At 69.9% G+C, this 11751-nt stretch carries 10 protein-coding genes and 1 pseudogene; 6 read left to right on the top strand and 5 right to left on the bottom strand.

What is annotated here, in order from left to right:
* Positions 1-121 (top strand): annotated as a pseudogene (locus tag AC27VN_RS18880) (ABC transporter ATP-binding protein); the annotation flags it as partial.
* A gap of 3 nt (positions 122-124) precedes the next feature.
* Positions 125-844, top strand: coding sequence for a hypothetical protein (locus AC27VN_RS18885; RefSeq protein ID WP_490877503.1), 720 nt, complete (start codon positions 125-127; stop codon positions 842-844).
* On the opposite strand, the gene AC27VN_RS18890 is transcribed toward AC27VN_RS18885, so the two are convergent.
* From AC27VN_RS18890 to AC27VN_RS18905, 4 genes are all read right to left on the bottom strand, one after another.
* Complete coding sequence (locus AC27VN_RS18890) at positions 841-1806, bottom strand: threo-3-hydroxy-L-aspartate ammonia-lyase (protein ID WP_208513718.1); 966 nt, start codon at positions 1804-1806, stop codon at positions 841-843. The two genes, AC27VN_RS18885 and AC27VN_RS18890, sit on opposite strands and share 4 nt — an antisense overlap.
* A gap of 121 nt (positions 1807-1927) precedes the next feature.
* A complete protein-coding gene (locus AC27VN_RS18895; protein WP_490877504.1) occupies positions 1928-5002 on the bottom strand; it encodes an efflux RND transporter permease subunit in 3075 nt (1024 codons plus the stop codon).
* Between the two features lie 10 nt (positions 5003-5012).
* Positions 5013-6212: an efflux RND transporter periplasmic adaptor subunit gene (locus tag AC27VN_RS18900; protein ID WP_093354537.1), complete on the bottom strand. Its 1200-nt coding sequence runs from the start codon at positions 6210-6212 to the stop codon at positions 5013-5015.
* Between the two features lie 74 nt (positions 6213-6286).
* Positions 6287-7888 (bottom strand): efflux transporter outer membrane subunit, encoded by a 1602-nt coding sequence (locus AC27VN_RS18905; protein ID WP_490877505.1) that lies wholly within the window; start codon positions 7886-7888, stop codon positions 6287-6289.
* A 211-nt stretch (positions 7889-8099) separates the two neighbouring features.
* Between AC27VN_RS18905 and AC27VN_RS18910 the strand changes: the two genes are divergently transcribed.
* The 3 genes from AC27VN_RS18910 to AC27VN_RS18920 are packed head-to-tail and all read left to right on the top strand — an operon-like array spanning position 8100 to position 11099.
* Positions 8100-8831 carry a GntR family transcriptional regulator gene (locus AC27VN_RS18910; protein WP_490877506.1) on the top strand — a complete coding sequence of 244 codons (732 nt, stop codon included), beginning with the start codon at positions 8100-8102 and terminating at the stop codon, positions 8829-8831.
* On the top strand, positions 8828-9700 hold the full coding sequence (locus tag AC27VN_RS18915) for a phytanoyl-CoA dioxygenase family protein (protein ID WP_490877507.1): 873 nt from the start codon (positions 8828-8830) through the stop codon (positions 9698-9700). Before AC27VN_RS18910 ends, AC27VN_RS18915 begins: the two co-directional genes overlap by 4 nt.
* Before the next feature lie 37 nt (positions 9701-9737).
* The gene (locus AC27VN_RS18920) at positions 9738-11099 is read left to right on the top strand and encodes an NAD(P)H-dependent oxidoreductase (protein ID WP_490877508.1); all 1362 of its coding nucleotides are present in this window, start codon (positions 9738-9740) and stop codon (positions 11097-11099) included.
* 16 nt (positions 11100-11115) lie between these two features.
* Here AC27VN_RS18920 and AC27VN_RS18925 read toward each other — a convergent pair whose 3' ends face one another.
* Complete coding sequence (locus AC27VN_RS18925) at positions 11116-11367, bottom strand: hypothetical protein (protein ID WP_490877509.1); 252 nt, start codon at positions 11365-11367, stop codon at positions 11116-11118.
* A 14-nt stretch (positions 11368-11381) separates the two neighbouring features.
* On the opposite strand from AC27VN_RS18925, the gene AC27VN_RS18930 reads away from it, so the two are divergent.
* Positions 11382-11744 carry a YciI family protein gene (locus AC27VN_RS18930; protein WP_093354525.1) on the top strand — a complete coding sequence of 121 codons (363 nt, stop codon included), beginning with the start codon at positions 11382-11384 and terminating at the stop codon, positions 11742-11744.
* The last annotated feature ends 7 nt before the right edge of the window (positions 11745-11751 follow it).

Below are 11751 nucleotides of genomic sequence, written 5' to 3' on the forward strand. Positions count from 1 at the left end.
GCTGATCGCGCAGACGCGCGAGCATGGCGCCTCGCTGGTGCTGGTCACGCATTCGGAGAGCGCGGCCGCGCGCGCCGACCGGCTGCTGCACCTCACGGCCGCGGGCATCCGCGTCGGCTGAACGGTGCGCGCGCCCTGGCCGCTGGCCGCGATCGCGGCGATCTACGTCGCCACCGAGCTGTGGCAAGTGGCCGCGCGGCCCAGTTCGATGATCGGCATCCGGCTGGCCGTCTATGCGCTGGTGTTCCTGGCCGCGCTGCGCGGCAGCCGCGCGGCGGCCTGGCTCTGGGGCGCGATCAGCGCGGTCGCGGCCATCGCCAGCGGCTTCGCGCTCTGGACCTTGATTTCCACGCGCAACGCCAACGGTGTGGGCCCGGCGACGATCGCCTTCATCGGCTTCCAGGCCGTCTTCTATGCGGTGGGCACGGCCTACATCTTCGGCAGCCGCTCGCTGCGCGCGTTCCAGCAGGCGCGTGGCGCGCTGCGCGGCAAGGGTCCGGCCGCTCCGTTGCAATCGCCCTATGACGGCGCGCGCATCGCGCTCGGCAGCGACGCGCTGATGCTGGTGCGCCAGGGCAGCGTGCAGACCCGTGTCGAGCTCGCGGCCATCGATGCGATCGCGGTGCGCTCGCAGACCATGGCCGAGGGCCTGCCGCGCGTGTGGATCGAGCCCTGCGCGCGGCGCGACGGCGCGCAGCCGCTGATGGCGGTCACCACGCTGGCCGGCGGCTTCGCGCGCTTCGAGGCCTGGCTGTTCGAACTGCCGGGCTTCGATGCGCCGGCCTACCGGCAGTTGCTCGAATGCGGCGAGAATGCGCGCCGCATCGTCTGGCAACGACCCTAGGCCGTGCCGCCGAGCAGCGCCGCGTAGCGCCCGAGGTCCACGTTGCCGCCGCTGATCAGCACGCCCACGCGCTGGCCCGCGATCAGCGGACCCGCCGCGCAGGCGGCCGCGAACGCGAGGCAGCCGGTGGGCTCGACCACCATCTTCATGCGCTCGGCGAAGAAGCGCATCGCCTCCACCAGTTGCGCATCGCTCACCGTGAAGATGTCGTCGACGTCGCGCCGGATGATGCCGAAGGTGTATTCGCCCAGGTGCTGCGTCTGTGCGCCGTCGGCGATGGTCTTGGGCGTGTCGATGTGCACGATGCGGCCCGCGCGGAACGACTGCTGGCCGTCGTTGCCGGCCTCGGGCTCGACACCGTAGACCTTGCAGCCGGGCGCGAGAGCGCGCGCCGACAGGGCCGAGCCCGACAGCAGCCCGCCGCCGCCGAGGCAGACGAACAGGTGGTCGAGCGGGCCGGTCTCCTCGATCAGTTCCTTCACGGCGGTGCCCTGGCCGCTGAGCACGTCGGGATGGTCGTAGGGCGGGATCAGCGTCATGCCGCGCTCGGTGGCGAGCCGGCGCGTCAGCGCCTCGCGGTCCTCGGTGAAGCGGTCGTACTGCACCACCTCGGCGCCGTAGCCACGCGTGGCCGCGAGCTTGGCGGCCGGCGCGTCCTTGGGCATCACGATCACCGCGGGCATGGCCAACAGACGCGCGGCGAGTGCGATCGCCTGCGCATGGTTGCCCGACGAGAAGGCGATCACGCCGCCCTTGCGCTGCTCGGCGTCGAACTTCGACAGGGCATTGAAGGCGCCGCGGAACTTGAACGCGCCCATGCGCTGGAAGTTCTCGCACTTGAAGAAGAACTGGGCGCCCCAGCGGGCATCGGCGGTGCTGGAGCGCAGCACCGGCGTGCGGTGGGCATGGCCTTCGAGCCGCGCGGCCGCGGCGGTGACGTCGTCGTAGGTGGGGAGTTGCATGGGCCTAGTGTCGCGCAGTTGAAAGCGCGCGGGCAAGGCCGCCGGAGGCGGGAAGGCAGGCCCCAAAAAAAGAAACCCGCGGCCGTCACGACCGCGGGCGCTTCATCGCAGGGGCGCCGGCTCAGGCCTCGGGTGCCACCTGCCCCCGCGGTGCGACGACGTCGGCCTGGCTCGTTTCTTCCTTCTCGTGCCGCGCCGCGATGAACAGGTACATCGCCGGCACCACGAACAGCGTGAACAGCGTGCCGATCGACAGCCCGCTGAAGATCACGATGCCCATCGCCTGGCGGCCGGCGGCGCCGGCGCCCGAGGCGATGACCAGCGGCAGCACGCCGAACACCATGGCGGCCGTCGTCATCAGGATCGGGCGCAGCCGCGTGCCCGAGGCCTCGACGATGGCGTCGAGCTTGCTCAGGCCCTGCTTCTGCAGCCGGTTCGCCACCTCGACGATCAGGATGCCGTGCTTGCTGATCAGGCCCATCAGCGTGACCAGTCCGACCTGCGTGTAGATGTTCATCGAGGCGAAGCCCCAGAAGATGAAGATCATGGCGCCGAACAATGCCAGCGGCACCGACACCAGGATCACGATCGGGTCGCGGAAGCTCTCGAACTGCGCCGCCAGCGCCAGGAACACGATGATCAGCGCGAACACGAAGGTGATCGCGAAGTTGCCCGACTCCTGCACGAACTGGCGCGACTGGCCCGCGTAGTCGACCGTGTAGCCGCTGGGCGCGAGCTGCTGCACCACGCCGCGCAGGTACTCGAGCGTCTCGCCCTGCGTGCCGCTGGGCACGCCCTGGATGGTCACCGAGTTGAGTTGCTGGAAGTGGTTCACCGTCTCGGGCTGCACGCTGTACTTCAGGCTCGCGACCGTGCTGGCCGGCACCACGCCGTTGGGCGTCTTGATGTAGAAGTTCAGCACGTCCGAGGGGTTGAGCCGGTCGACCTGCTGCACCTGCGGGATCACCTTGTAGGAGCGGCCCGAGATCGAAAAGTAGTTGACGTAGCCGCCGCCAAGCGCCGCGCCCAGCGCGTTGCCCACGTCCTGCTGCGTGATGCCGAGCGAGGCGATCTTGTCGCGGTCGACCACCACGGTGGCCTGCGGCAGGTCGATCTTCAGGTCGGCGTCGATGTAGTAGAACTTTCCTTCGGCGCGCGCCTTGTCCATGATCTGCTGCGCGAGCGTGTTGAGGTTCTCGAACGGCTCGGTGGTCTTGATCACGAACTGCACCGGCAGCCCCGAGGCGCCCGGCAGCGCCGGGAACTGGAAGGCCACCACCTTGGCGCCGGCAATGCCGTTCCAGCGCCGCTGCAGATCGGCCTGGATGTCGTGCGCGCTGCGCGTGCGTTCGTCCCAGGGCTTGAGCAGCACGCCGGCGATGCCCGCGTTGGTGCTCGGCACGCCGGTCAGCTGGAACAACTGCGCGTACTCGGGCGTGTCGTGCGCGACCTTGAAGATCTGGTCGGCATAGGTCTGCATCTGCGTGATGGTGGCCGTGGGCGCGCCCACCACCTGCGACAGCACGATGCCCTGGTCCTCCTCGGGCGCCAGCTCGGACTTCGACATCTTGAACATCACGAACAAGAGGCCGATGAGGATCACCCCCATCACGATCATCACCGGCCAGGTGCGCAGCACGCCGCGCAGGATCAGCTCGTAGCGGTGGTGCACGCGCTCGAAGACGTGCTCGATCTTCGACGCGAACTTGCCGCTGTCCTGCTCGGGCTTGAAGATGCGCGAGCACATCATCGGCGACAGCGTGAGCGCCACCACGCCCGACACCACCACGGCGCCCGCGAGCGTGAACGCGAACTCGGTGAACAGCGAGCCGGTCAGCCCGCCCTGGAAGCCGATGGGCACGTACACCGCCACCAGCACCACGGTCATCGCGAGGATGGGCCCGCCGAGTTCGCGCGCCGCGAGCAGCGCGGCCTGCATCGGCGTCTTGCCCTCGCGCATGTGGCGGTCGACGTTCTCCACCACGATGATGGCGTCGTCCACCACCAGCCCGATCGCCAGCACCAGCGCCAGCAAGGTGAGCAGGTTGATCGAGTAGCCGAGCACCAGCATCACGAAGAAGGTGCCGATCAGCGACAGCGGCATCGCGATCACCGGCACCAGCACCGCGCGCAGGCTGCCCAGGAACAGGTAGATCACCACCGTCACGATCAGCAGCGCCTCGACCAGCGTCTTGATCACCTCGCTGATCGAGGTGTTGATGAAGTCGGTCGAGTCGTAGACGATCTTGCCGGTCAGCCCGCTGGGCAGCTGGGCCTGCAGCTCGGGGAAGGTGGTGCGCACCTGCTTGGCCACGTCGAGGATGTTGGCCTCGGGCGCGACCTTGATGCCGATGAACACCGAGCGCACGCCGTTGAAGGCGACGTTGAAGTCGTAGTTCTCGGAACCCAGCGTCACGTTGGCCACGTCCTGCAGCCGCACGATGGCGCCGTTGCTGCTCTTGATGGACAGCTGCTTGAACTCGTCCACGCTGTGCAGCGAGGTGCCCGCGGTGAGCGGCACGCTCACCATCTGGCCCTTGCTCTGGCCGACGGCGGCGAGGTAGTTGTTGGCGGCCAGCGCGGCGCTCACGTCGGTGGCGGTCACGCCGTAGGCGGCCATCTTCTGCGCGTCGAGCCAGGCGCGCAGCGCGAAGGTGCGCGCGCCCAGGATCTCGGCGGTCTGCACGCCGGGAATGGCATTGAGCTTGGGCTGCACCACGCGCACCAGGAAGTCGGTGACGTTGTTGTTGGGCAGCGTGTCGCTGTAGAAGCCGATGTACATGGCATCGGTGGTCTGGCCGGTGGCCACGGTCAGCACCGGCTGCTGCGCCTGCGGCGGCAGCTGGTTGCGCACCGAGTTGACCTGGGTGTTGATCTCGGTCAGCGCGCGGTTCGAGTCGTAGTTCAGCCGCAGGGTGGCGGTGATGGTCGACACGCCCAGGCTGCTCGAGGACGACAGGTAGTCGATGCCCTGGGCCTGCGACACGGCGGCCTCGAGCGGCTGCGTGATGAAGCCCGCGACCGTGGCGGCGTCGGCACCGTAGTAGGCGGTGCTGATGGTGACCACGCCGTTCTCGGTCTTCGGGTACTGGTTGACCGGCAGGCCGGACAGCGCGCGCAGCCCCAGCACCACGATCAGCAGGCTCACCACCATCGCCAGCACGGGCCGGCGGATGAAGATGTCGGTGAAGTTCATGCGTGCGACCTCATTTTTCCTGCGGCGTCGGGTTCGGGCTGTTGGTCGGCTGGACGCTGTTGTCGACCGTGACCGGCGTGCCGTTCTTCAGCTTGTTCTGTCCGCTGCTCACCACCACCTGGCCGGCCTCCAGGCCCTTGACGATGGCGATCTGGTCGCCGCGCGTCGGACCGGTCTCGACGAAGACCTGCTGCGCGACGAGCTGCTGTCCGCTCGGCGCATTGGCGTTGGCCGCTGCCGCCGGCGCGGCCGGTGCGGCACCCGATGCCGAGGCGGCGGGCGCGGTCGCGGCCTTGAAGGCATCGGCCGTCTTCACGACGAACACCGTCGAGCCGTAGGGGTTGTAGGTGACGGCGGTGGACGGCAGCGTGAGCTGTTCGCGCGCACCGCCGATGTCGATCTTCACGGTGGCGAACATGCCCGGCAGCAGTTGCTGCTTCGGGTTCGAGACCGTCGCCTGCACCTGCACGTTGCGCGTGGTGGCGTCCACCTTGGGGCTGATCGCGTTGATCTTTCCGCTGAAGGCCTGGCCGGTGAAGGCATCGACCCCGAGGTTCACCATCTGGCCGACAGCGAGGCCAGCGAGCTGCTGCTGCGGCAGCGTGAAGTCGACGTAGATCGGGTCCAGCGTCTGCAAGGTGACCAGCTTGTCGCCCGCGTTCACGTACTGGCCCGGGTTCAGCGTGGTGATGCCCAGGCGGCCCGCGAACGGCGCGCGGATCGACTTCTTCGCCACCACGGCGGCCTGCTGCTCGACCTGCGCGCGCTTGGCCTTGAGGTCGTTGGTGTCGGCATCGATCTGCGCCTGGCTCACGGCCTGCACCGCGAGCTGCGCCTGGTCGCGCTTGAGCACGGTGGCGGCCTGCGCGGCGGCGGCTTCGGCGGCATGCAGCAGCGCGATATCGGAGTCGGCGTTGAGCTCGACCAGCAGCGCGCCGGCCTTCACGTCCTGCCCGGACTTGAAGTGCACCTGGCGCACCAGCCCGGCCACCTCGGTGCTGAGGTCGGCGCCGCGCACCGGGTTCAGCGTGCCGACCGCGGAGAACTGCGATTGCCACTGCAGCTTCTGCACCTCGACCGTCGACACGGTCTGCGGGCCCGGCTTGGGCACGGCGGCAATCAACGCGCGGATCTGCAGGAACTTGCCGAGCGCCAGGGCGGCGACCAGCAGCAGCACGCAGCCGATCATGATGATCATTCTCCGGGTCATGGGTAGGCTTCTCTTCGAGTTATGGATGAGGGGGTGAGGTGCCGCGGCAGGATGAGGTCGTGCCGCGGCGGGGTTCAGTTCTGCGCCGGCGCGGCTGCGGGCGTGGCGTCGGCGGCCGGGGCGATGGTGGCGTCGGCGAGTTCGCCGCGGTTCCACCAGCCGCCGCCCAGCGCCTGGAACAGGGCCGCCGTGTCGGCATAGCGCGCGGCCTGGGCCTGCACCAGCGCGGTGTGCGTCTGCAGCCAGGCCTGCTGCGCGGTCAGCAATTGCACGTAGCTGACGGCGCCGGCGCGGAACTGCGTCGTCGTCAGGTCGAGCGACTGCCGCGCGAGCGACTCGGCCGTGGCCTGGGTCTGCAGCGCGGTGGCGTCGATCTCGAGCGCGCGCAGGGCATCGGCCACGTTCTGGAAGGCACCGAGCACGGTGTCGCGGTACTGCCCCGCCGCCGCGTCGTAGGCCGCGACCGCCGCGCGCTTCTGCGCGCGCAGCGAGCCGCCGTCGAAGATCGGCTGCGCGAGCGCCGCGCCCACGCTCCAGAAATCGCTGGCCGAGCGGAACAGCTCCCGCGTGCGCGTGGCGCTGCTGCCGTAGCTGCCGGTCAGGTTGAACTTCGGATAGAGGTTGGCGGTGGCCACGCCGATCTCGGCGCTGGCCGCGTGCAGCCGGGCCTCGCTGGCGCGCACGTCGGGCCGCTGGCGCGCGAGCTCGGAGGGCAGCGACAGCGGCAGATCGGCGGGCAGGCTCAGGCTCGCGAGATCGAATTCGGGCAGGCCGGCCTCGCTCGGCAGCCGGCCCGCGTAGACCGCGAGCTGGTGGCGCGTCTGCGCGAGCGACTTCTCGATCGCCGGCACGGTGGCCAGCGTCTGCGCGAGCTGGGTGCGCTGCTGCAGCACGGTCGACTTGGGGATCGCGCCGGTGTCGAACTGCTTTTCGATCACGTCGAGCTGCTGCTGCTGCGCCTGCAGCACCTCGCGCGTGGCCTGCAGCTGCGCGCGCAGCGCGGCCTCGCGGATCGCGGTGGTCACGAGGTTGCCGGTCAGCGTCAGGTAGACCGCCTCGACCTGGTAGCGCTGCGCCTCGAGCGTGGCCTGCGCGCCCTCGAGCGCGCGGCGGTTGCCGCCGAAGACGTCGAGCGCATAGCTGACGTTGACCTGCGCGTTGTAGAGCGTGAGCAGCTGGCCGCCCGGCACCTGCGTCGTCACCTGCGAGGCGCGCTGGCGCGTGCCGCCCAACGTGCCGTTGACCTGCGGCCACAGCAGGCTGCCCGACTGCGCCTCGTAGTTGGCCTGCGCCTCGCGCAAGGTGGCCTGGGCCGAGGCCAGCGTGGGGCTCTGCGCGAGCGCGTCGCGGATCAGGCGGTCGAGCGGCTCGGAACGGAACACGGCCCACCACTGCGCGGGGATGTCCCGGCCCGGCAGCAGTTGCTGCGACTGCCCACCCGGAACCGGCGCCTGCGCCGTGCGCGCCGGCATCGGCGAGGGCGTGTAGTCGGCGCCCTGCGCGGCGGCCGGCAGGCCCGGTGTCTTGAAGTCGGGGCCGAGCGTGCAGGCGCTCAGCAGCAGGGCAGCCCCGAGAACGGCGCCCTGGCGGGGCCAGCCAGCGCGCCTGCGCACCGGGTCGGCCAGCCAGCGGCGGGGGGGAGGATCCTGCGGTGCGTTGTTTTCTTGGTTTTGCATTGGGCGAGGGTTGTACACCCGGAACGTCACGAAAAGCTGACCTGAAAAGAAAGAAAGGCCGGCCGGAACCGGGGCGGAACCGGGCCGGATTGTCTGGCCCGGCGTTACGCGAGCATTGCGAACGCTGCCGGCCGTTCCGGTGAAAACCCTAGCTGCGCAGCCGCTCCGGATTTCGTACTCTGTATACAGAGTTCAGAAACGGAGTCCTTCCATGCCCGCCCAGCTCGTCAGCATCGAGGTCGCGCCCGACCTCGTCGACCAGGTCTACCGCGCCCTGCTCGGCGCGATCAGCAGCGGCGAGCTCGCGCCCGGCGAGCGGCTCACGCAGGAGGACATCGCGCAGCGGCTTTCGGTGTCGCGCCAGCCGGTGCTGCAGGCGCTGCGGCTGCTCAAGAAGGACGGCTTCGTGCACGACGCGCCGGGCCGCGGCGTGCTGGTGGCGCCGCTCGACCCCGACTGGATGCGCAAGGTCTACCAGGTGCGCGGCGCGCTCGACGTGCTGGCCGCGCGGCTCGCGGCGGCCGAGCGCTTTCGCATCGATCCCAAGCTGATGGAGCGCGGACGCCGCGCCGCGCGCGGGCGCAACGTCGAGGCCATGATCGATGCCGACATGGCCTTCCACCAGGCCATCTACGCGGCCTCGGGCAACCCGCTGATCGCGCAGAGCGCCGACCAGCACTGGCGCCACCTGCGCCGCGCGATGGGCGCGGTGCTGCAGGCCGAGCCGCAGCGCGAGTCGCTGTGGGACGAACACGAGGCCATCGCGGCTGCCATCGCCGCGGGCGACGCCGAGCAGGCCGCGCGCCTGAGCGAGGAGCACGTGGCGCAGGCCAGCGAGGCGCTGGGCCGGCGCCTGGCCGCGCAGCTCGCGCGCGCAGCCTCCCCCGCATCGGCCCCCTCTTCCCCTTCCCACCCCCGCACGACCCAAGGAGACACCGCATGAAGCTGACCCCCGAGCAACGCGCGCAGTTCGAGCGCGACGGCTACCTGTTCTTTCCCGGCCATTTCTCCCCCGAGGAGACCCGCGTGCTGACCGACGCGGTGCCCGAGCTCTACGGCCGCCGCGAGGCCTTCAACGTGCGCGAGAAGGGATCGGACGCGGTGCGCACGAACTTCGCGGCCCACCTCTACAGCGAGCCCTTCGCGAAGCTCGCGCGCCATCCGCGCATGGTGGGCCCGGTGCGCGACCTCTTCGAGGAGGAGGTCTACATGCACCAGTTCAAGATCAACGGCAAGATGGCCTTCGAAGGCGACGTCTGGCAATGGCACCAGGACTACGGCACCTGGCTCAACGACGACCTGATGCCGACCGAGCGCGCGATGAACGTCGCGATCTTTCTCGACGACGTGAACGAGCACAACGGCCCGCTGATGTTCATCCCGGGCAGCCACCGCAAGGGCGTGGTCGATGCGAAGCACGACCTCACGACCACCAGCTACCCGCTGTGGACGGTCGACAACGCGCTGATCCGCCAGCTGGTGGATCGCGCCGGCGGCAAGGACGGCGGCATCGTCTCGCCCAAGGGGCCGGCCGGCTCGATGATCCTGTTCCACAGCTGCCTGGTGCATGCCTCGGGCAGCAACCTGTCGCCGTTCAACCGCGTGGCCGTGTACCTGAGCCTGTGCGCGGTCAGCAACCACATCCGCCGCCACAAGCGCCCCGAGTACATCGCGCACCGCGACTTCGCGCCGATAGAGATGCTGCCCGACGACTGCCTGCTGCAGCCCTACCCGGTCGACCTGCCGTGGAAGAACGGCCTGCCCGAGAGCGCGTTGCGCACCTCGACCGAGGCGCTCGAGGCCGTCGCCTGAGCCCCCGAAGAAGAACCACCGAGACCAAGCCCCTTCCATGAGCCTCCACCAGAAACTCCAGCAGCGCGCCGCCGAAGGCCGCCCGATCCGCATCGGCCTGATCGGCGCCGGCAAGTTCGGTTCGATGTACCTCGCGCAGATCCCGCGCACGCCGGGCGTGCAGCTGGTCGCGATCGCCGACCTCTCGCCCGCGGCCGCGCGCGCCAACCTCGAGCGCGTGGGCTGGGAGGCCGCGCGCGCCAACGCGACTTCGGTGCAGGAAGCGCTGAAGTCCGGCGCCACCTGGATCACCGAGGACTGGCAGGCCGTGACGCGCGAGCCTTCGATCGACATCGTGGTCGAGTGCACCGGCAACCCCGTGGCCGCGGTCGACCACTGCCTCGACGCCTTCGCGCACGGCAAGCACGTGGTCAACGTGACGGTCGAGGCCGATGCCTTCTGCGGCCCGCTGCTGGCGCGCCGCGCGCAGCAGGCCGGCGTGGTCTATTCGCTGGCCTTCGGCGACCAGCCCGCGCTGATCTGCGACCTGGTGGACTGGGCCCGCACCTGCGGCTTTCCGGTGGTGGCGGCCGGGCGCGGCCACAAGTGGCTGCCGCATTTCAGCGAATCCACGCCCGAGACCGTCTGGGGCAACTACGGCCTCACGCCCGAGCAGGCGCAGCGCGGCGGGCTCAACCCGAAGATGTTCAACAGCTTCCTCGACGGCTCCAAGCCCTCGATCGAGAGCTCGGCCGTGGCCAATGCCACCGGGCTGGGCGTGCCCTCCGACGGCCTGCTCTATCCGCCGGCCAGCGTGGAGGACATCCCGTTCGTGACCCGCCCGCGCAGCGAGGGCGGCGTGCTCGAGCGCAAGGGCATGGTCGAGGTGGTCTCCTCGCTCGAGGCCGACGGCCGCAGGATCCCCTACGACATCCGCATGGGCGTGTGGGTCACGGTCGAGGCCGAGACCGACTACATCAAGAACTGCTTCGAGGAATACAACGCCCACACCGACCCGAGCGGACGCTACTTCACGCTCTACAAGCGCTGGCACCTGATCGGGCTCGAGGTCGGCCTGTCGGTCGCGAGCGTGGCGCTGCGCGGCGAACCGACGGGCGTGGCCACCTGCTGGAACGCCGACGTGGTCGCCACCGCCAAGCGCGACCTCGCGCTCGGCGAAGTGCTCGACGGCGAAGGCGGCTACACGGTCTGGGGCAAGCTGCTGCCGGCCGAGCGCTCGCTGCGCATCGGCGGCCTGCCGCTGGGGCTGGCGCACGGCATCAAGCTGGTGCGCCCGGTGCGCAAGGGCCAGAGCCTGACCTGGGCCGACGTGGCGATGGACACCGGCACCCACGCCTTCAAGCTGCGCAGCGAACTGGAAGCGATGTTCGCGCCGAAGGAACAGGCCCGGGCGGCCTGAACCCGAGCGACGCGGCTCAGGCCGCATCCGCCACCGGCAGGCAGACCTCGTGCCACGGCACGAGCCTGCCGAGCGCGCCGAAGCGCAGCAGCAACAGCAACTTCGCGTCGAAGATCGATTCGGCCGGCCGCATCGCGCCCAGGCTGAAGCTACGGGCGACCGGCATTGCGCTGCCGGCCGGGTCGTAAAAGAATATGCAACTCGCTGTCGAAATGCCGGTTGGCCGGCCGTCATTGGTGTGAGCGATCTTGCTCGGTCCGCTTTTCATGACGGAGTTGCACCATGCAGTACATGCTTTTGTTCTATCAGACGCCTGCCGAATTCGAGCAGCGCGACGATGCGTCCGCCCAGGCCCGGCGCGCGAGCTGGGTGGCCTACGCCGACGCGGTGCGCCAGTCGGGCCTCGCGCTCGGCGGCCACGGCCTGATGCCGCCGATGACCGGCACCACCCTGCGCATCCGCGGCGACAAGCGCCAGGTGCAGGACGGCCCCTTCGCCGACACCAAGGAGCAGCTCGGCGGCTACTTCGTGATCGACGTCCCCGACCTCGACGCCGCGCTCGAATGGGCCGCGCGCGCGCCCTGCGCCGCCACCGGCGGCGTGGAAGTCCGTCCGGCCTTCACCGCCAGCGCCCAGGGCGGTTGAGGCCGCC

It is taken from the genome of Variovorax sp. 20P10.2.4 (genome assembly GCF_058244205.1).